Here is a 19,478-nt window from a genome sequence, read left to right as displayed (position 1 = left end):
TTATTTTTCTACATTAAATAAAATATATACCTGCGACAAACGCACACATTTATGTCGCATTTTTACATTTCTTATGTTAAAATTAGTTATATATTTTTAAGGAATTGATTGCGATGAAAGATTTATGTATTGAATTTAAAATTGATGATGTAAAATTTGTTGTGACAAGTATATCCAATAAGCTTATTACCTCCACTTATCCAAAGCACTGTCACAGCAAAAACAGTTATGAAATCCACTATATTCCGTCCGGTTACGGCAGCGTCATTGTAGATGATATTTCATACGAAATCGGGCCTAATACACTTTACACAACAGGGCCGGGAGTTTTTCACGAACAAATCCCAAATCAGGACGAGCCGATGTCTGAATACGGAATTAATTTTGATGTGTTTTTTAAAAGTGAAAAGGTTAAAAAAAGCAGTGCAGTTCACACATTTTTATCCAACACCTTCTGGTTGGGACAGGACAACCAGAATTTGATTATTATTTTCAAACAAATATTTGAAGAACTCTCAAACCGGTTTACAGGCTACACTTATAATCTTGAAGCGCTATGCAAAATGCTGTTGATTCTGATTATCAGAAATTACGAAGATTCCTCACGCAGCTTTAGTATTTTGCCTGAATTTTCCCTGAATACGGCAAGAAATCTTATAATTGAGAACGCCTTTTTATATGATTACAGTTCTATTACTTTAGATTTGCTCTCGGAAAGAATCGGATTAAGCAAACGGCAGACTGAACGGCTGTTAAAAGAACAGTACGGAAAAACTTTTTTACAAAAACGAACTGAAGCGAGAATGTCCGCCGCTATTATACTGCTGGAAGCCAAAAAACCAATCCGTGAAATTGCTGAAATTCTCGGCTACTCATCATGCGAACATTTCAGCAATTCATTTAAGCAATTTTACGGAAGTTCGCCTAAAAATTACGCTAAAGGTATAAATTAAAGCTTGCCCATATTGGGCGAATAACAAAAACAGGAGCGTTACGGCAGTCTCAAAACCACCGACAAAACGCTCCTGTATATTAATTACGCTTCATTTATTATCTTTGCACATCAAAGGAAGCATTGTTCATCAGACTCTTAATCTGTGCAACACTTGTAATATTCGTATCGCCGCGGATAGAATGTTTCATTACGGAAGAAGCCACTGCGAAATTGACAACATCTTCCGGATCCATATTTTCCATCAACGCATAAATCAGACCTGATGAGAACGCATCGCCACCGCCGACACGGTCAACGATATCGAAATTAATGGTCTTGCTTTCGTAAGTCTCCCCATTGGTATAGAAGAATGCCTTTAAGGAGTTGTTGCTTCCTGAATGGACATAGCGGACTGTTCTTGCAATCGCCTTCATATGGTACTGCTTATCAATCGCCTTAAATACCCTGTCCATATCTTTAAATGAAGGGTCCATGGTCAGACCGTCTTTTACATCTGTTCCGTCTTCATTGTATACATGAATCGGCTCAATACCGATTAATACATCTACATATGGAAGATACTTGCTTAATACATCTCTTGCCGTTCCAAAAGACCAGAGTGTACTTCTGAAATTCGGGTCAAAGCTGACTGTCAATCCCAGCTTCTTTGCAACCTTTACCGCCTTATCAATCATACGGCGGCAGTTGTAAGAAAGCGCCGGTGTAATACCGCTTAAATGCAGCCAGTCATAATCCTTTAATATATCTTCAAAGTCAACATCACTATAATCATATTCTGCAAATGCGGAGTTGCCTCTGTCATAAATAACCTGGGAAGCTCTTACGGCAACACCTTCCTCAAGGTAATACAGACCCATTCTTCCGTCTGCCTTGATAATGTGCTTTGTATGTACATCATTTGCCTTTAAGTAATTAATCGTAGACTTTCCTAAATCGGTATTTGGAAGTACCGTAAAAAATGTACTGTCTACGCCAAGATTTGCCAATGATACTGCAACATTTGCTTCCGCACCGCCATAATTTACGATAAAATCATGTGTTGTAACAATTTTTTCATAATTCGGCGGAGATAATCTTAACATCAGTTCTCCAATTGCTATAAATTTCATGTTGTCTCCTTCTCTGTATTTTCACAGTCGTATAAACGCTAATACTACAAAATAATCATACTACGGATTGCACTAAAATGCAAACATAAATCTTGCCGTCTTTTATCTGCCTGCCAATCTGCCAAGCACAACCCATAACAGCGGATTTACGGACACACTGCCGTCTGTAATGCCCTCAAAAATGCAGAATCCGATAACGGCTGTCATCGCCGTGTCAGCATACCTTTTCATGCTTCCCCTCATTTTCTATTTTTGTTGCATATTATCTGCGTGTAAGCTATAATAAACTTACGAAATTTTCACACGGAACAGGATTTAAGAGGTACATAATATGGATACATTTGCAGCACTCAATTCCATTTTGGTAAAGCTTTTCAACGACATTTTAAATATCGAAGAAAAGGCATTAATTACAGAAGAATTTAAAGATATTTCCGTAACGGATATGCACATTATCGAAGCAATTGGTATTGCAGAACCTCGTACCATGTCTATGATTTCAAAGTCCCTCGGTGTCACAATGGGCACACTGACAACCGGTATCAACGGACTGGTCCGCAAAGGCTACGTTGTCCGCAACCGCAGTGACCGCGACCGCCGTATCGTATACGCTTCGCTGACCGAAAAAGGAATTGCCGCATATCATCATCACATGAAATTCCATAAGAGTATGATTGATAGCATTATGCAGGATTTAAGCGAAGATGAAGCCGTTGTGTTAAATAAGACCTTTAACCGTCTGGAAACATTTTTCGGACAGTGGACAGATAAACATTAAAAAGCTGCGTCTTATAAACGCAGCTTTTTTTATTCATGAAAGAGTGTATTGCGGTACTTCTTTAATGCCACTCTGAGCAGACTGCCTAATACACCGCAGACAATCACTTCCCCAAGTCCCACGGTCAGCATAAAATACCACAGCATGCCTTCTGTACCATACGCATATTTTAATACAAACGGCACGATAACAGTGTTTGCAAGTATCGGCGGCAGTGGCGCTGCCCACGGGTGTTTGCGCAGCATATAGGTTCCAACTGCACCGATCAGTGTTGCAAGACTGCCAAAGACAATATCCCAGATAACCGCACCACCCGTAATATTGGCAATCAGACAGCCGATAAAAAGCCCCGGCACTGCCGCCGGTGTAAATACCGGAAGAATTGTAAGTGCTTCCGCAACCCTGAACTGTATCGGACCAAAGCTCCAGTAGTCAAAGACAAATACCAGCACGACATAAATTGCCGCAATGACCGCGCCCTGCGTAATAAACGTTGTTTTTTTCATTTTCATCTGTATATTCCTCATTTCCTTGTATTTCAGCCGGTATACTATCCATCCTCCCCAAAGCTGTTGCAGTAAATATCCAGAAATCTAGATACCATACCACACTGTCTTCCGATTTCCTCATAATTTTCCACCGTCATCGGCGGTACAGTCTGCCAGCCTAACATTTTATACTGTTGGCAGACCTTTGGATTATCTGATATTTTTGGAAAATTCCGGTATTCCCTTAAATACTCAAATCCCAGCCCGTAATCCTTCTTTGCCTGCTTCATCGCTGCCTCTCTGTCTTTAAAAATAGGCATTCCGTCTTTATTTGCACCTATCGCATAAGCTTCTCCATACTGCTGCCAGCGCTCAACCAGTTCCTGATTGTCACATTCGCCCACAACTGTCCCATAACAAATTTCACGCCGTATTACCGGCACTGCCACTATCGCCGCAATCAAAACTACGGTCACTGCCACTGCGGCTATAATCCGTTTCTTTGCAAGTGTGTTATTTATCATAGAACCACCCCTTTACAGCATTTCAACAGCCTGTTCAAATTCCTTTTCCGTTGTAATTCTACCATTTTCATAACAATATCTCAATGCTAAAACGCAACAAAGAATCCGCCGGTCATTCCCACCGGCGGATTCTGATTTATTTTATTAAAATATATTTTGCACTACTTGTAACAGCCGCAAAATCAGATTACTTTGTAACGCCTTCTGTCTTGTAGATAAATGTTACAGAACCGTCCATGTCATCTGCCTTTCCTGCAAAGGACTGATAATCTTTTCCAAGGTTGATAACCTTCTTAATTGTATCAATTGCATCGTCTGCATCACTGCCTACAAGAGATGTAATCTGGCTGATTCCTTCTTCGTTGAACTGAATCATACCGTTGTTTAATTCAACCACACCGTCATTTAACTGTTCTGCACCGTCGCTTAATTCGTGTGCGCCGTCATTTAACTGGGTTACACCGCTTGCTAATGCACCTGCTCCCTGTAATAACTGTGCTGTACCAATCTTTAACTGCTTTGCACCATCATCAAGAGCATTGATGCCTGTTACAAGTGCCGGGCTGCTCTCAGAGAGCTGACCGATACCGTTCTTTAAATCAGATGTGCCGGATACGAGTGCCGGAACACCGGATGCTGCTGTAAGCTGTGATGCACCTGCATCAAGCTGCTTTGCACCGGATACAGCATTTGCAATACCGCCGTTTAACGTATCGTTGTTACTCTTTAACTGTGAAAGTCCGCTGTTTAACTGGGCGCTTCCTGAAGAAACACTGCTGCTTCCCGCTACAAGCTGTCCAAGTGCTGTTTCTAATGTATCCTTCTTTGCAACGGCACTCTGTAAACCTGCGTTAACCTGTGCTGCGCCTGCGGCAAGCTGTGCCACGCTGCTGTTTACAGTATTTTCTACCTTACCGGCACTTTCATTGGCTGCCGTATTTACAAGGATAACCATTTCATTCTTATAAATAGAAGCTAAATCGGTAATGCCTGCTGCCTGTAACTGTGCGTTTGCCGCAATACCGGCATTTAAAGCTGTTACAACCGGATTAGAAGCATTTGCTGTTACAAATGAATATGCATCCATGTATTTATTGGCAAGTGCTGTCTGAGCTGCTGTTGTCAGTCCGCTTTCTGAATACATATCCGTAGCAGGCTGGATCAGCAGGTTATCATTTCCTAATGCTGAGAGTGTACCGTTTAACTGTGTGCCTGCGGCTTCAAGTGCCTGTGCGCTTGTCTTTAACTTTGTCTTATTGCTTTCATACTCACTGATAGAAGCTGTCAGTCCGTCTGATAACTGTGCCAGTCCATTGCTGACCTGTGCTGAACCGTCTGCTAATTTTACCATACCGTCCATCAGTCCGTTTTCACCTGAAAGCTGTGCCTGTAACTGTGCCAGTCCGTCTGCAACCTGTGCGGAACCGCTTGCGAGTGCGTCAGAACCGTCTGCCGCACTTGCAACACCTTCTGTATACTGGCTGATACCTGCCTGTAATGCCGGAAGTCCGTTTGTTTCATCTGCAAGCTGGGATGTACCTGCCTTTAACTGGTTTACACCGTCATTTAAAGTCTTAGCACCGTCAAATAACTTACCTGAACCGTCATATAACTGTGAAATACCGGAAGTTAATGTCGGCATAGAAGATACTACTGTGCTTAAACCGTCTGAGAGCTGTCCTGCACCGTTGTCTAACTGGGATACACCGTCTGTTAATGTCGGAACCTGGTCATTTAACTGCTGTGTACCGTCTGCAAGTGCCTTGCTTCCGTCTACAAGCTGCGGAGTTGCATCTGCAAGCTGGTTCGTACCGTCTGTGAGCTGGTCAGCCGCATCCTGTAATTCATTGACCTTATCCTTTAAGTTATCAATGCTTAAATCATCTGTATCAATGTCAGATAAGAAGTTGCTGGTTGCCATAGACATCATCATATCCAGTTCAAAATCTGTCACATCGGCTGTGACTTCAAAGTATTCCGGAACATCTAAATCCAGTTTTTCATTGTCAAACTTCATATCCAGACTGTCTTTTAAGCCCGGCATTGTAATACCGAATACAACATTGCTGTCGTTGACTTCTGTAATCTTTCCGTTTGTTACTTCGATATTTGAAAAGTTATCGGAAGGAAGAAGCATGCCTGTTACCATTGTAAACGGAACATAAACCGTCTTTGTCTTTCCGTTTACGGTAATGGTCTTTTTCGCATTGTTTGTATAGTCAAAACGCATTGTGACTTTACCGCTCTTTCCTGCAAGGTCACTTGCTGAAATTTCCTTGCCGTCCAGATAGTAAGTTACTTTCATGCTGACAGGTGCGGTCTGTGTTGTTGTACCCTGATAAGTAATGCTGTTGCCGTCTGCTGCCCATGTCAGGCTGTTTCCGTTGGTTGTGCTTGTTTCATCACCTGTTAAATTAGTAATGTTTGATAAGCTTGAAACATCTGTAATAGAAGACTTTCCTGTTACATTCTTTAATTTTTCATTAACGATAACATGATCCTGCTGTCCGTCAGCCTTTGTAAATACAAAAACGGTTTCTTCCTTTGAATCGGTCTTTGCTTCGGTTGCAACCTTTGGTGCTGAAGAAAGCTGTGATGTCAGGACATCTGCAATCATTGTTTCTGTGTCTGTATCCTGTTCGTTTGCAGCAACTTCATTCTGAACTGCTGATGATGTATTTGTTCCGCAGGCTGCGAAAGAACACGCCATTAATGCTGCACACATAAATACTGAACCATATTTGAATAATTTCTTCTTAATCATATAATTCTCCATTTCCGCCGTAATCCGGCTTTTACAATCTAATTTCCATTTCTCATCTGCCGTCAGAACTATTTGCTGTAAGTATCTGTTGAAGCATAAGCCACATTTTTAGCTTTTTCTTTCTTATCTTTCTGTCCGAATCCGATACTTGTGTATCTGATAACCTTATCAAATACAACGAAGAATGACGGTAATACAAAGATAACGACAAACATACTGATAATCGCACCTCTTGACATTAACTTACAAAGAGAAGCAACCATATCTACGCTTGAGTAAGCACCAACACCGAATGTTGCGGCAAAGAAGCCTAAGGCACTTACGATGATAGACGGAATAGAGGTTGAAAGAGCCGTTGCAATGGCTTCCTTCTTTCCTGCACCCTCATTACGTTCCTTCTTATATCTTGTTGTCATCAAAATCGCATAATCGACCGTTGCACCTAACTGAATCGTACCGATTACAACCGATGCGATAAACGGAAGTGTCGTTCCTAAGTAATACGGAAGTCCCATGTTAATAAAAATAGCAAATTCAATTGCCGCAACCAGAATAATCGGCAATGAAACGGACTTAAATACACAGAAGATAATAATGAAGATTGCCACAATGGATACGGCACTTACGGTCTTAAAATCTTTATCTGTAATGGTAATCAAATCCTTTGTACACGGTGCTTCACCGATAACCATGGAGTTCTGGTCATATTTCTTTGCAATCGCATCAATCGTAGAAATCTGATTGTTGATTTCATCGGATGCCAGCTTGTAATCTGAACCGATTGCAATCATCTGATGCTTATTACCTTTTAACATATCCTTTAAGTCATCCGGAATAAGTTCGTCCGGAATGGTTGTTCCTGCAAGGGAATTATATCCTAATGCAAAAGAAACACCTTCAACATTTTCCAGTTCGTCTAACATCTTCGTTGCATCTTTTGCTGTCATGTTCGTATCTGCAAGAATCATGTAGACGGAATTCATATCAAAATTTTCTTCCAGAATCTTATTTGCCTGTGAGCAGGCTGTAGATTCAGGGAATGTATCTGTTAAGTTATAGTAAACATTTGTATGATTATATCCGTAAATTGCCGGGAATAATAATACAAGGAAAACGATAATCGGAAGCCATGCGTGGTTGACAACGAAATTTGCAAGCTTATCGAATTTTGCCGGCATAATTTCTTTGTGCATTGTCTTTTCCAATGCCCTGTCAAATGTCAGAATCATGGAAGGAAGAATCGTTACACAGCCGATAACACCGATTACAACACCCTTTGCCATAACAATACCGAGGTCTAAGCCCAGTGTAAATGTCATGAAGCACAGTGCGATAAATCCGGCTACTGTTGTAATGGAAGAACCGACTACGGAAGTAATGGTATTTCCGATAGCCACTGCCATTGCCTTATTATGGTCATCCGGATACTCGCTTTTCTGTTCCTTATAGCTGTGCCATAAGAAAATGGAGTAGTCCATTGTAACACCAAGCTGTAATACCGCTGCAAGTGCTTTGGTAAGGAAAGAAACCTCACCCATAATAACATTAGAGCCTAAGTTGTAAACAATCGCCATACCGATACTTAACATAAAGAATACCGGTACAAGGAAAGAATCCATAAACAGTGCCAGTACAATACTTGTAAGGACTACGGCAATCACAACGTATGCAATCGTTTCCTGCTGTGTGATGTTCTTTGTATCTGTAACAACGGCTGACATACCGCTGATGAAGCACTGTCCGTCAGCAATATTTCTTAATTCCTGAATCGCTGCCATTGTGCCGTCACTTGATGTTGTATCATCAAAGAAAATCATAAACATCGTACAGCCGCTTTCCTGATTTTCAAAATAGCTGCGGTACTTTGACGGAATGATTTCAGTCGGTACTTCTGCACCTACCATACTGTTATAAGAAATAATATCTGTTACATGTTCTACATTTTCAATTTTATCTTCTATCTTTTCAATTCCTTTAGCGTCCATTCCTTTAACAACGACCGTGGCATACGCACCCTTGTTAAATTCATCCATCAGAATGTCCTGCCCTTTCATTGTGTCAATGTCACCGGGCAGATAATACAAAATATCATAATTGACTTTTGTCTTGACATATCCGATGCCTGCCGGAATGAGCAGCAATACGCTTAAAATCAAAATTGGAATTCTAAGCTTAACTATCGCTTTTCCTACCTTTTCCATTATTATTCCTCCTTTTAATACTCAAAATTGTTACTGACCGTTGGTCATTCTCATTTGCGATTGTCATTATAGCACAAAATGACCAGTAGTCAATATAGTTTATAAAAATTTATGACTTTTAGTCATTTTTTATTGACAAACGGATTAAAAACCTCTATTATGCATGGAAGACAAACGTAATTTATAAAAAATTGCAGATAAGGAGACGTTATGGGAAAGTTAGAATCAAATAAATTGCAAAAACGGACCTCTCTGCTCAATACCGCATTTAACCTTTTTACGACCAAAGGTGTCAGCAAGACCTCTATTGCAGAGATTTCTAAAAATGCAGGCATTGCCAAGGGTACATTCTATCTGTATTTTAAAGATAAATATGATATCCGCAATAAACTGGTTTCGCATGAATCCAGCAAGCTGTTTAAACATGCAGCCGCCAATCTTACGCAGTATTGTTTAAAGAATAATCTGACACTGGGATTTGAAGATAAAATTATTTTTATTGCGGACCACATTATCAATGCTTTAAATGAAGATAAGACCCTGCTCACCTTTATTTCCAAAAATTTAAGCTGGGGAATTTTCAGGGAAGCCCTGACAAGTAACATTGCGGAAGACGATGTAAATTTCAAAGATGTATTTTATTCCATGATTGACTGTGCCGAATACGAAATCGAAGAACCGGAAATTATGCTGTTTTTAATTACCGAGCTTGTCAGCTCCACCTGCTACAGCGCAATTCTCTACGAAGAACCGGCAAATATCGAAACGATTAAGCCATATTTATTTACCACAATCCGCGGCATTATCCGTCAGCATGAAACCGCACCAAAGGCGCAGGCCGAAATGCAGTAACACTACCCGCTTAAAAAAGCACCGGCAGAAAATGAGATGTCATTTTCTGTCGGTGCTTTCTTCTTTTAATTTTACCGTTTTTACTCCCTGCGCAGGGATTTTAACAGCGCGATTTCTTTTGCATAACCGTCCAATTCATTCGGTGTTTCCAGAAAGAACGGCTTATCCGCTAACATCGGGTGGTTGATAATCCGTTCAAAGGCTTCCGTTCCGATTGAACCCTCACCAATCTTTTCATGGCGGTCTTTATGGCTTTCAAACGGATTCTTGGAATCGTTGATATGAATGGCATACAGTCTGTCAATGCCGATAATCTCATCAAACTGCTTTAACACGCCGTCAAGGTCATTTACAATGTCATATCCCGCATCGTAGACATGGCACGTATCAAGGCATACACCCAGATGGTCATTTAATTCCACGCGGTCAATAATCGCGCGCAGTTCTTCAAAGGACCTTCCGATTTCCGAACCCTTGCCCGCCATGGTTTCAAGCAGTACCTTTGTCGTCTGCTCCGGCTTTAACACCTCGTTTAACATCTGTGTAATATAGTCAATTCCTATTTCAACGCCCTGTTTTACATGGCTTCCCGGATGAAAGTTATAAAGATTTCCCGGTACATATTCCATTCTTTTTAAATCATCTGCAAACGTATTTTTTGCAAATTCTCTCGTGCTTTCATCTGCGGAGCATGCATTTAACGTATACGGCGCGTGTGCTAAAATCACATGGATACCGTTTTCTTTTGCAAATGCTTTAAAACTTTCCACGTCCTTTTCATCTATTGCCTTTGCAGCACCGCCGCGCGGGTTTCTTGTAAAAAACTGAAATGTATTTCCTCCGAGTGCAACAGCTTCCTTTCCCATGTGAAGAAAGCCCTTAGATGCCGAAAGATGACAGCCTATCTGAAACATACTTTTTCCTCCCGTTTTTATTCTTCTTTTTCACTGCCGGTACGCTGCAATCGTTGCGTACCGCGTACGTCCACTTTTACAGCAGCGCCTGATAAATCTCTCTTTTCGATACACCGCGGTCTTTTGCCGCCGCTTTCATCGCTTCTTTTTTATCCATGCCCTGGCTGATATACAGGTCAACATGGTCTGCAATACTCATCTGTGCCCACTGTGCCTGTTCTTCCGCTTCAATCGCTTTCCGGCTCTTGCCCTCCACGACCAGCACATATTCACCGCGCGGCTCCTGTTCCTCATAAAAGTCAACCGCCTCTTTAAAGGTCGTAAGCATCGCCTTTTCATGCCGCTTGGTCAGTTCCTTGCAAATCGTGAGCGGGCGGTCTTTGCCAAACACCTCACACAGCTCCTTTAATGTCCGGAGCAGACGGTGTGGCGCTTCATATAAAATAACCGTTCTTGTTTCTTCCTTTAATTCGGAAAGTACTGCCTTGCGCTCCTGCTTGTCAGGCGGCAGAAATGCTTCAAATGCAAACCGTCTGGTCGGTCTTCCAGACATCGTCAGTGCCGTAATACATGCCGCCGGTCCCGGAAGGGAAGTCACGGTTACGCCTGCTTCATGGCACTGGCGCACCAGTTCCTCACCGGGGTCTGAAATGCCCGGCGTTCCCGCATCGGTAATCAGGGCAACCATTGTGCCTGCCAGCATTTTCTCTACCAATACTTTTGCCTTTTCGACCTTGTTATATTCATGATAACTGGTCATCGGGGTCTTGATTTCAAAATGATTGAGCAGCTTAATACTGTTTCTGGTATCCTCTGCCGCAATTAAATCCACTTCTTTTAAGGTCCGAAGCACACGGTAGGTAATATCTTCTAAATTTCCAATCGGTGTTGCGCACAAATACAACATTCCCGTATGTTCCATAACTTCACTCTTTCTGCCGCCAAACGGCCTTTTAGTACATTTTGAGCAGCTCCTGTGTATACGTGCCGTCTTCTTTGTATACAACCAGCGGCGGCTCTACTTTTAAGAGTGCTTTACCGCCTTTGACTGCTTCGATTAACACCATATTGGCATCCTTATTTTCATGCGGATATACCATACGGATTCTTTTGGGTTCTAAATGATGCCGTGTCATCACTTCAAAAATTTCCACAAGTCGCTGTGGGCGGTGCACCATATAAAATCTGCCGCACATTTTCAGACACCGCGAGGCTTCCCGCACCACATCTTCGAGTGTGCAGAGCAGTTCATGGCGCGCAATCGCTTTTGCGGAATGCGGATTGGTCAGTCCATGATTCTCATTCATATACGGCGGATTGGTCGTTACAACATTAAAAGAAGCTCCCCCGAATATCGTGGAAGCCTCTTTAATATCACCCTGTACAATTTTTACAGCTTCTCCGATTTCGTTTAGTTCCACGCTTCTTCTGGCAAGGTCCGCACTGACCGCCTGAATTTCCAGTCCGGTAAATCCGGCGGCATCGGGATTTTTTGCCTGCATTAAAATGGGAATGACCCCATTTCCCGTACCTAAATCAAGAACCTGCTCATTTTTCTGCGCTTTTGCAAAGGAAGACAAAAGCACGGCATCCATTCCAAAACAAAAGCAGTCTTTATTCTGGATAATCCGGTACCCGTTGCGCTGTAAGTCATCAATTCTCTCATTATCATTCGTCATTGATATGGGATTTTCCTTCCTTTTTTTCTAATTCTTCAAGCTGCTTTAACTCTTTATCATCAATATGCATCTTATCGTTGCGGCGCTTCGGCTTAAAGCGGATTTCCGCAACCGGATACTCCCGCACCTCTTTTTCGTCATTGCCGGTTGTCACAACCACCTTGACGCGCTGGCGCAGTACGCTCACGCTTAATACCTCGCCCTTTAACTTATCCGGTGTCGTCACATAATCGCCGATGCCTGGCAGATGACTGTTCAATTCTTCGTAGGTTTCTTCTTCATTTTTCAGACAGCACATCAGTCTTCCGCATACGCCCGATATTTTGGTCGGATTTAACGAAAGATTCTGCTCTTTTGCCATTTTAATCGAAACCGGCACAAATTCCGGCATATAAGTCGCACAGCACAGCGGTCTTCCGCACACGCCGATTCCACCCATAATCTTTGCTTCATCGCGCACCCCAATCTGGCGCAGTTCGATTCGGGTCTTAAATACCGATGCCAGATCCTTTACCAGTTCCCTGAAATCAATTCGTCCGTCCGCCGTAAAATAAAACAGCACCTTATTGTTATCGAATGTATATTCGACTTTGATCAGTTTCATTTCCAGCTTGTGCTTTGCAATCTTTTCCAGACAAATCTGAAAGGCTTCTTTTTCCTTCCGGCGGTTTCTTGCTTCCCGCTCATCATCCTCCGGCGTTGCAATCCGGATGACTGCCTTTAACGGCTGAATTACCTTTTTATCTTCAACTTCCCGGATTCCTAAAACAACATGTCCGTACTCCACGCCACGCGCGGTTTCCACGATAACATGCTGTCCGGTTTCAATGTCTTCATACTTTCCCGGTGCAAAAAAATAAATTTTTCCTGCCTGACGGAACCGGACTCCAATAACCTTTGTCACGAGTTTTCCTCCATTTTATTCCTTTTCATTCTGTTCTAACTCCACTGCCGCCTGCAAATGCAGGACTGCCGTTTTTACCTACATCGCCTCTTTAATTGCCATAATCAGCAGTTCAATAACAAGGTCAAAATTAACATTTGCCTTTAACCGCAGCTTCACCTTGTCAATGGATTTTAAAATGTCTTCCAGCCCCTCATAAGAACAGTTCTTTGCCTGCTCTGCAAGCAATGACATTTCATCTTTAAAAATCAGGGCGTTGGAATCCTTTGTGCTTTTAAAGACTAAAACATCCCGGTACCACATTGCCATTAAATCTAAATAATCATCAATCGTGAGTTTATAATTGGCGATATTTTTGACTTCCGCCATAATTTCCGCTGTTGTCATCTCTTTGGCATAGCGGATAACGTGCATCACTTCTTCTTTTAACTGTGCAAATTCTTTTGATGTTGCAATCGTTACGGCACGGCCGATTTTTCCCTGTGCAAATGCAGTTGCAAAACGGCACTCATAGTCCGTTAAATCATACTTTTCCTGTAAATACTGTGTTACCAGTGTATCCCGCAGCGGTCTGAAATCCAGTCTGACACATCTTGATAAAATGGTCTGTAAAAATGTATCCGCATTGGTTGTCAGCAAAATAATAATGCCGTATGCCGGCGGTTCTTCAATCGTCTTTAACAGGGCATTCTGCGCCTGCTGTGTCAGCTTCTCCGCCTCGTCAATAATATAAATCTTATACCGGCTGCTGTATGGCTTAATCTGCATATCGCCGATAACCTGTTCTCTTACATCATCGACACCGATACTGCCCGGTTTTTCATGATGCACCCAGATAATATCCGGCTGATTGCCCGATTCACTCTGGATACAGGAATGACACGTACCGCAGGGTTCCTGTCCGTGCCGTTCACATTGCAGTGTTTCGGCAAAAATGCCCGCCGTCATCTTTTTCCCCGAACCCATCGGTCCGTTAAAAATATAGGCATGTGAAACCTTATTGAGTCTTATTGCATTCTGTAAATGTTCCTTTATCTGTTCGTGTCCGTAAATATCTGCAAACTTACTCATGATTTGTCCTTTCTGTTTTCCGTTCCAATTTCCGGATTGTATCACGTTGAAATATCCAAAAGCAGACCACGGATATCATCAATCTTACTGATAATGGCAAGGTGGTCTTTTTCGTCCTTGACCAGCTCGCCCGCAAGGTCATCGAGATTCTTATCCACCAGTCTTACAATACCGTAAACTCTGTGGCGCCCGCGTCTGTCGAGGAAATTCTCACGCGAAAATTCATGGGAACGGCTCACCACTTCATTTAAAAATCCCTTAACCAGTTCCCTGTACTTTTTCATATCTTTAATATCCATGTGTTTGGAAATCTTATCACCCTGCACCGTGATTTCCTCCATCATGGAATTTAATTTTTCCTGAAGATCCTTTTCTTCGATATTGCGGATCAGCGTAAATTTAAAGCTGTCATCTCCACTGTCCACGCTCTTTGTCGGTTCTTCTACCTGTTGTATCTTTGATACGTCATTTACCTTAATATCCACAAAAATACCCCCATTTTGGCACTATATAAGCATTATAGCATACTTTACCGCATAAACCAATAAATCTTTACCTAAGTTTCCACAGTTTCATCCATATATCATTTACATATACAGTAAACATTTTTAATCGCGGCTTTTTTGTTCACCAATATTCCTTAAAATCTCCTGCTTAATTGCCGCCACACTGTCTTCTAACCCGTCATTGTTTGAAAAATGCTTTGTAATCCCGGATTTTTTTAAATTTTCTTCGGAAAAATCCTGCTCATCTGCCAAAAACCTACGGCACAGTTCCGCATACTTTGGCTTTTCCTGTTCTTCTTCCCTGTGAATAGCGCGCAGAAGCCGGATTTTATCCTCTACTTCTATATATATCGGCAAAAGATGTTCTTTTCCGTAATATTTGCAAAATCCGTCATACGCTTCAAGCGTTCCGATAACAATATAGCGGTTCTTTCCGCCTAACTGTATCTGCCCGTCATTGACCGTAAAATATTTCCACACGCCGATAACCGTATCATAACAGCGCATTTCGATGATTTTTCCTTCTTTTTCAAGCCGCGCGGCTTCATCATCATTTACAAAATGATACTCAACGCCCTCCGCTTCTCCCGCCCGCATCGGCCTTGTCGTATACATGGTAATTCTCTTTAAATGAAGCTGCTCATCGTGTGCAAGCTGTTCGTAAATGTGGTCTTTTCCCGTTGCACTTTTTCCCATTAAAAATATGATTTCAGGCATGAAACATATACTCCTTTTTCACTTTTTTCAATACCGATAACTTCCAGATTTTTCTGGATTCCTTCACGGATAATCTCTGCAATTTCTCCTGTATAAACCTCTCCCGCCTGAATAAGCGGTATACCCGGCGGATAAAAGCACACGCCTGCCGCCGCAGTTCTTCCCACGCATAAACCCAGTTCTACCGGCTCGGCGTCCCCATTCTGCGCATCATACGGATTACATTTCACCTCCGGAAAACATTCCATAAAAGCGGTTATTTTTTCTACGTTTTCAAGTTCTGTTGGCAATTCATTCCTTTGTTTTATGTCCTGTTCCGTCTGTAGTTGTGATTTCTGTCCTCTTCTGATTTTCGTCTGCATTTCATCATCTATCTGTCTGAGCGCTTCAAAAAAACGCTCATAATATTCATCGGTATCCCCGATACTGGTCATCGCAATGACATATTGCAAAGAAGCCATTTCAAGCTGGATATGATATTTATTTAACAATTCCTGATACAATTTTTTTCCGTCCCGTACAAGCAGTACAATCTTTGAAATGTCATCGGTCGGAAACAGTCGGATATTCGTAAGTGTTTCTAACTTTTTCCGCAATGCCAGAAGCCGTGTCACATACGCATTAAAAAGAGGTTTTCCTTTCGTTTCAAGCACTGTCATACAACGGTCAATGCCACCCATTAACACATAGGACGGACTGGTAGTCTGATACATATCCCAATACCGCCGCACCCGCTCTTTATCAATATTTCCCTGCAAATGCAGTAACGCCGTCTGTGTCAGGGACGGCAGTGTTTTATGAATACTCTGGATTACCGCATCGGCACCGCAGAATACCGCCGATTCCGGAAAAGCTTCATGAAATGCAAAATGCGCGCCGTGCGCTTCATCTACAATCAATATCTTACCATACCGGTGTACGATTTCCGCAATTTTTTTTACATCCGATACAATTCCCTCATACGTCGGCGAAGTAATAATAACCGCACGGATATTTTCATGCTGTTTGAATGCCTGTTCAACCTGACTTGGTGATACCGCACCGTAAATGCCGCTTGTGACTTCCTTGGGATACAGATACACCGGATTTAATTCATTTAAGTAAATGGCATTATACACGGCACGGTGACAGTTTCTTGCCACAAGCACCGTATCATTTTTTTTCGTTGCTCCGCAGATTGCCGCCAACAGCCCCGCACTGCTTCCGTTTATCAGCCACAGACTTTCCTCTGCACCGAATAATTTTGCCGTCCGCTCAAAGGCTTCTTTTAAAATATCCTCTGCATGATGCATATTGTCAAATCCGTCAATTTCCGTAATGTCAATCGCATAGGGGTTTGGCATGACAAACTCCTGTGTATTTCTTTTTGCTCCCGGCATATGTAACGGCACATAATCTGCACCGCAGTATTCTTCCAGCCGCTCTAATAAATCTTTTTTCATTCTTTCTCCGTTTCATGCAAAAAAGCTGCTTAAACCTGCAAAAAGCCAGATTTCTATTTTTTCTGACCTTGTCCGGTTTAGACAGCTCCTTTGCTTTTATATTCTGACCCGACATTTCTGTCAAAGTCTGCTTTTAAATCTGTTATTTTGTCACAATTAATTTCATTTCAGCCGTTGCTGTGCTTCCGATTGCATCTGTTACCTGATACTTCATCGTATATTCGCCTGCCGCATCGGTTGTATATCGTCCGCTTACTGCGATTTTATCTGTAATATCATTGCCGCAGGTATCTTTTGCCGTCACACCTTTTAAGAAATCAACGGTATCTCCCACCTTTACGGTAATATCCTGTACTCCTGAAAGTGTCGCACTCTCCTTATGCCATGGATTTGTTTCATCCGGGTCTGTCGGGTCCCAGCCTGCATTTGGGCTGTCTAACGGAATTTTAATAGATTCCGGCTTGCCAAGCGGTCCCGGATTCGCAGCATCATCATAAATATCAACCGTTGTTCCCTGCGGACAGTTTTCATACAGCCATAATACATCACGGACGCACATTCTGACACAACCCAGTGATGCAAATGTACCCAGCTTATTATATTCTTCTGTTTCAAGTGTATTATTGGCTGCCTTTAAATACGGTACGGAATGGAACAGATATCCGCCGCTGATACGGTACGCATAATGTCCATAGGTATTGTCCACCATTAAACGCCATACATACATATCCGATGTTTTATAATTTTCACCGGTAATCGTTTCTTCTCCTGCTCTGCCGCAGGATGCCGCAAATGCTTTTACCGGAATTGAATACGAACCGCTCTCATCAATCCCGTAGACCGTTACACAGTTTGCCGCTCTGTTGACTTTAATGTGATACGGATATGCCACTCCGGCCGGTACGGTATAAGAAACTTCCTTCTGCTGTTCCGGCTCTTTTAAATCTATCCATGTCACTTCTTTGGTCTGCTGTTCGCCGTTATTCTTATTGCTGCCGTCACCCTGTGCATTATTATCCGCACCCGGTGAAGCCTTATTTTCTTTACTTTCATTACTCTGCGTAATGCCTAACTTACTGCCAAGCGGTGTGAACCGGATACATACAAATGCACCGGCGCCCAGCACTGCAAGAATCAGTACGATATAGATTATCAGTGCTTTCCAATTGCGCTGAAACCAGTTTTTCCGTCTTCTTAAATATTTATAATTAATGTTTCCTTTACTCATTTTATCCTCCGTTTCGGACAGTCCCCGAAAATTCTTCTAAAAACATTTCCGCTCAAAATGCTTCAACTCACGCTGTTTTTGCAAATTGCACATTTTTCTTATAAATTTAAAATGTTTTTGTATCCATTCCTGTGTATGTTCTCAAAATACTTTATTTTTTCAATCCATTTCAGCACATACATTTACTATGATAACACATCGGTATAATAATTCAACCTGTATTTATATTTTCCGGGACTTTTACCTTCTATTCCCGACAAAACACCATTTTTTCCCCCTTTTGACAAAGGTCCAAAATTATACAGTATCTTTCTTCTCCCATTATATTTAGGATTATCTCTTTTTCTGTTCTATAAATCTGCAATCAAAAAAAACTCAACCTTTCAAAAAGATTGAGTTCCCTAACTTAGTGCCTAGAACCGGAATCGAACCAGTGACACGAGGATTTTCAGTCCTCTGCTCTACCGACTGAGCTATCTAGGCATAGTAGCGGGGACAGGATTTGAACCTGTGACCTTCGGGTTATGAGCCCGACGAGCTTCCGAACTGCTCTACCCCGCGTTATTCATTTAATTTATTATATGCAAAACATATAACAAATATGCAAAATTATAAAAGAATATAATGGACGGAGAAGGATTCGAACCTTCGAAGGCATCGCCAGCAGATTTACAGTCTGTCCCCTTTGGCCACTCGGGAATCCGTCCATATTCAATTAAAACGCAATAACCCATCTTCATATCCGTAGATAAGCCACCGCGAAAGCCGACAGTCGGAGTCGAACCAACAACCTGCTGATTACAAATCAGCTGCTCTGCCATTGAGCCATGTCGGCAAAGTGGGACCAATAGGGCTCGAACCTATGACCCTCTGCTTGTAAGGCAGATGCTCTCCCAGCTGAGCTATGATCCCATTAAACATGCTATATACAATTATAAATTGTAAACGACCCGGATGGGGTTCGAACCCACGACCTCCGCCGTGACAGGGCGGCGCTCTAACCAGCTGAGCCACCAGGCCATTTTCTATTATCAATGAAAAACAGTGATAACTGAAACTTTTATAAAAGAAATGTCTTAAAGAAATTTAAAACTATTCTTTCAAAACTGCACATTAAATATATCATACAGGAACTGCTTTTGCAATACCTTTTTCATCCGATTATCCTTTGGATAACTCTCGTTCTATCCGTTTCCTTTTTGCAAACCTAACCTTCTTTGGTTAAGCCCTCGACCTATTAGTATGAATCAGCTCCACATGTCACCACGCTTCCACCTTTCACCTATCTACCTCGTCGTCTTCAAGGGGTCTTACTAGATTACTCTATGGGATATCTCATCTTGAGG

At 42.0% G+C, this 19,478-nt stretch carries 18 protein-coding genes, 6 tRNA genes and 1 rRNA gene; 3 read left to right on the top strand and 22 right to left on the bottom strand.

The features are described from left to right. Positions 1 to 113 precede the first annotated feature (113 nt). Complete coding sequence (locus LI288_RS06225) at positions 114 to 953, top strand: helix-turn-helix domain-containing protein (RefSeq protein ID WP_227089812.1); 840 nt, start codon at positions 114 to 116, stop codon at positions 951 to 953. 97 nt (positions 954 to 1,050) lie between these two features. Here the strand turns inward: LI288_RS06225 and LI288_RS06220 are convergent, their stop codons facing one another. Together LI288_RS06220 and LI288_RS14305 are read right to left on the bottom strand one after the other, a co-directional pair. Then, positions 1,051 to 2,064, bottom strand: a complete 1,014-nt coding sequence (locus LI288_RS06220; RefSeq protein ID WP_022433204.1) for a sugar kinase — start codon at positions 2,062 to 2,064, stop codon at positions 1,051 to 1,053. Positions 2,065 to 2,166: 102 nt separating this feature from the next. Next, the gene (locus LI288_RS14305; protein ID WP_022433205.1) at positions 2,167 to 2,295 is read right to left on the bottom strand and encodes a hypothetical protein; all 129 of its coding nucleotides are present in this window, start codon (positions 2,293 to 2,295) and stop codon (positions 2,167 to 2,169) included. 100 nt (positions 2,296 to 2,395) lie between these two features. Between LI288_RS14305 and LI288_RS06215 the strand changes: the two genes are divergently transcribed. Continuing rightward, the gene (locus LI288_RS06215) at positions 2,396 to 2,842 is read left to right on the top strand and encodes a MarR family winged helix-turn-helix transcriptional regulator (RefSeq protein WP_022433206.1); all 447 of its coding nucleotides are present in this window, start codon (positions 2,396 to 2,398) and stop codon (positions 2,840 to 2,842) included. 29 nt (positions 2,843 to 2,871) lie between these two features. Here LI288_RS06215 and LI288_RS06210 read toward each other — a convergent pair whose 3' ends face one another. The 4 genes from LI288_RS06210 to LI288_RS06195 form a co-directional block, all read right to left on the bottom strand. Next, positions 2,872 to 3,354, bottom strand: coding sequence for a QueT transporter family protein (locus tag LI288_RS06210; RefSeq protein ID WP_227089811.1), 483 nt, complete (start codon positions 3,352 to 3,354; stop codon positions 2,872 to 2,874). Positions 3,355 to 3,392: 38 nt separating this feature from the next. After that, positions 3,393 to 3,854: a hypothetical protein gene (locus tag LI288_RS06205; protein ID WP_227089810.1), complete on the bottom strand. Its 462-nt coding sequence runs from the start codon at positions 3,852 to 3,854 to the stop codon at positions 3,393 to 3,395. 187 nt (positions 3,855 to 4,041) lie between these two features. Next, entirely contained in the window at positions 4,042 to 6,618 is a 2,577-nt protein-coding gene (locus tag LI288_RS06200; protein ID WP_022432462.1) for a membrane protein, read from the bottom strand. 68 nt (positions 6,619 to 6,686) lie between these two features. After that, positions 6,687 to 8,819, bottom strand: coding sequence for an efflux RND transporter permease subunit (locus LI288_RS06195; RefSeq protein ID WP_022432463.1), 2,133 nt, complete (start codon positions 8,817 to 8,819; stop codon positions 6,687 to 6,689). Between the two features lie 210 nt (positions 8,820 to 9,029). Between LI288_RS06195 and LI288_RS06190 the strand changes: the two genes are divergently transcribed. Next, entirely contained in the window at positions 9,030 to 9,671 is a 642-nt protein-coding gene (locus tag LI288_RS06190; protein WP_022432464.1) for a TetR/AcrR family transcriptional regulator, read from the top strand. Positions 9,672 to 9,751: 80 nt separating this feature from the next. Here LI288_RS06190 and LI288_RS06185 read toward each other — a convergent pair whose 3' ends face one another. The 16 genes from LI288_RS06185 to LI288_RS06110 form a co-directional block, all read right to left on the bottom strand. Continuing rightward, positions 9,752 to 10,585, bottom strand: a complete 834-nt coding sequence (locus LI288_RS06185) for a deoxyribonuclease IV (protein WP_022432103.1) — start codon at positions 10,583 to 10,585, stop codon at positions 9,752 to 9,754. 76 nt (positions 10,586 to 10,661) lie between these two features. Then, positions 10,662 to 11,507: a 16S rRNA (cytidine(1402)-2'-O)-methyltransferase gene (gene rsmI / locus LI288_RS06180; protein WP_227089809.1), complete on the bottom strand. Its 846-nt coding sequence runs from the start codon at positions 11,505 to 11,507 to the stop codon at positions 10,662 to 10,664. Positions 11,508 to 11,538: 31 nt separating this feature from the next. Continuing rightward, positions 11,539 to 12,264 carry a tRNA1(Val) (adenine(37)-N6)-methyltransferase gene (locus LI288_RS06175; RefSeq protein WP_227089808.1) on the bottom strand — a complete coding sequence of 242 codons (726 nt, stop codon included), beginning with the start codon at positions 12,262 to 12,264 and terminating at the stop codon, positions 11,539 to 11,541. Then, positions 12,254 to 13,168 (bottom strand): PSP1 domain-containing protein, encoded by a 915-nt coding sequence (locus LI288_RS06170; protein WP_227089807.1) that lies wholly within the window; start codon positions 13,166 to 13,168, stop codon positions 12,254 to 12,256. Before LI288_RS06170 ends, LI288_RS06175 begins: the two co-directional genes overlap by 11 nt. A 78-nt stretch (positions 13,169 to 13,246) precedes the next feature. Then, positions 13,247 to 14,239, bottom strand: coding sequence for a DNA polymerase III subunit (locus LI288_RS06165; RefSeq protein WP_227089806.1), 993 nt, complete (start codon positions 14,237 to 14,239; stop codon positions 13,247 to 13,249). 41 nt (positions 14,240 to 14,280) lie between these two features. Continuing rightward, entirely contained in the window at positions 14,281 to 14,724 is a 444-nt protein-coding gene (locus LI288_RS06160) for a YaaR family protein (protein ID WP_227089805.1), read from the bottom strand. Positions 14,725 to 14,847: 123 nt separating this feature from the next. After that, positions 14,848 to 15,462, bottom strand: a complete 615-nt coding sequence (locus tag LI288_RS06155) for a hypothetical protein (protein ID WP_022432109.1) — start codon at positions 15,460 to 15,462, stop codon at positions 14,848 to 14,850. After that, positions 15,441 to 16,904 (bottom strand): aminotransferase class I/II-fold pyridoxal phosphate-dependent enzyme, encoded by a 1,464-nt coding sequence (locus LI288_RS06150; protein WP_227089804.1) that lies wholly within the window; start codon positions 16,902 to 16,904, stop codon positions 15,441 to 15,443. Before LI288_RS06150 ends, LI288_RS06155 begins: the two co-directional genes overlap by 22 nt. A 142-nt stretch (positions 16,905 to 17,046) precedes the next feature. After that, on the bottom strand, positions 17,047 to 18,132 hold the full coding sequence (locus LI288_RS06145) for a L,D-transpeptidase family protein (protein ID WP_227089803.1): 1,086 nt from the start codon (positions 18,130 to 18,132) through the stop codon (positions 17,047 to 17,049). Positions 18,133 to 18,542: 410 nt separating this feature from the next. Further along, positions 18,543 to 18,615, bottom strand: a tRNA-Phe gene (locus LI288_RS06140). Positions 18,616 to 18,619: 4 nt separating this feature from the next. After that, positions 18,620 to 18,693: transfer RNA gene (locus tag LI288_RS06135), tRNA-Met, on the bottom strand. 64 nt (positions 18,694 to 18,757) lie between these two features. Next, positions 18,758 to 18,839 (bottom strand) — tRNA-Tyr (locus LI288_RS06130). Between the two features lie 56 nt (positions 18,840 to 18,895). Continuing rightward, a tRNA-Thr gene (locus LI288_RS06125) sits at positions 18,896 to 18,967 on the bottom strand. A gap of 4 nt (positions 18,968 to 18,971) precedes the next feature. Then, a tRNA-Val gene (locus tag LI288_RS06120) sits at positions 18,972 to 19,044 on the bottom strand. A gap of 34 nt (positions 19,045 to 19,078) precedes the next feature. After that, positions 19,079 to 19,152 (bottom strand) — tRNA-Asp (locus LI288_RS06115). A gap of 197 nt (positions 19,153 to 19,349) precedes the next feature. Further along, positions 19,350 to 19,478, bottom strand: a 23S ribosomal RNA gene (locus tag LI288_RS06110); the annotation flags it as partial.

The sequence above is a fragment of the Lachnospira pectinoschiza genome, from assembly GCF_020564355.1.
Lineage (GTDB): Bacteria > Bacillota > Clostridia > Lachnospirales > Lachnospiraceae > Lachnospira > Lachnospira intestinalis.
This window is presented reverse-complemented; position numbering and strand designations above follow the sequence as displayed.

Bases quoted from the DNA above. Each gene is read 5' to 3' on its own strand.
- LI288_RS06225 (WP_227089812.1), top strand. From the start codon at position 114: ATGAAAGATTTATGTATTGAATTTAAAATTGATGATGTAAAATTTGTT.
- LI288_RS06220 (WP_022433204.1), bottom strand. From the start codon at position 2,064: ATGAAATTTATAGCAATTGGAGAACTGATGTTAAGATTATCTCCGCCG.
- LI288_RS14305 (WP_022433205.1), bottom strand. From the start codon at position 2,295: ATGAAAAGGTATGCTGACACGGCGATGACAGCCGTTATCGGATTCTGC.
- LI288_RS06215 (WP_022433206.1), top strand. From the start codon at position 2,396: ATGGATACATTTGCAGCACTCAATTCCATTTTGGTAAAGCTTTTCAAC.
- LI288_RS06210 (WP_227089811.1), bottom strand. From the start codon at position 3,354: ATGAAAATGAAAAAAACAACGTTTATTACGCAGGGCGCGGTCATTGCG.
- LI288_RS06205 (WP_227089810.1), bottom strand. From the start codon at position 3,854: ATGATAAATAACACACTTGCAAAGAAACGGATTATAGCCGCAGTGGCA.
- LI288_RS06200 (WP_022432462.1), bottom strand. From the start codon at position 6,618: ATGATTAAGAAGAAATTATTCAAATATGGTTCAGTATTTATGTGTGCA.
- LI288_RS06195 (WP_022432463.1), bottom strand. From the start codon at position 8,819: ATGGAAAAGGTAGGAAAAGCGATAGTTAAGCTTAGAATTCCAATTTTG.
- LI288_RS06190 (WP_022432464.1), top strand. From the start codon at position 9,030: ATGGGAAAGTTAGAATCAAATAAATTGCAAAAACGGACCTCTCTGCTC.
- LI288_RS06185 (WP_022432103.1), bottom strand. From the start codon at position 10,585: ATGTTTCAGATAGGCTGTCATCTTTCGGCATCTAAGGGCTTTCTTCAC.
- rsmI (WP_227089809.1), bottom strand. From the start codon at position 11,507: ATGGAACATACGGGAATGTTGTATTTGTGCGCAACACCGATTGGAAAT.
- LI288_RS06175 (WP_227089808.1), bottom strand. From the start codon at position 12,264: ATGACGAATGATAATGAGAGAATTGATGACTTACAGCGCAACGGGTAC.
- LI288_RS06165 (WP_227089806.1), bottom strand. From the start codon at position 14,239: ATGAGTAAGTTTGCAGATATTTACGGACACGAACAGATAAAGGAACAT.
- LI288_RS06155 (WP_022432109.1), bottom strand. From the start codon at position 15,462: ATGCCTGAAATCATATTTTTAATGGGAAAAAGTGCAACGGGAAAAGAC.
- LI288_RS06150 (WP_227089804.1), bottom strand. From the start codon at position 16,904: ATGAAAAAAGATTTATTAGAGCGGCTGGAAGAATACTGCGGTGCAGAT.
- LI288_RS06145 (WP_227089803.1), bottom strand. From the start codon at position 18,132: ATGAGTAAAGGAAACATTAATTATAAATATTTAAGAAGACGGAAAAAC.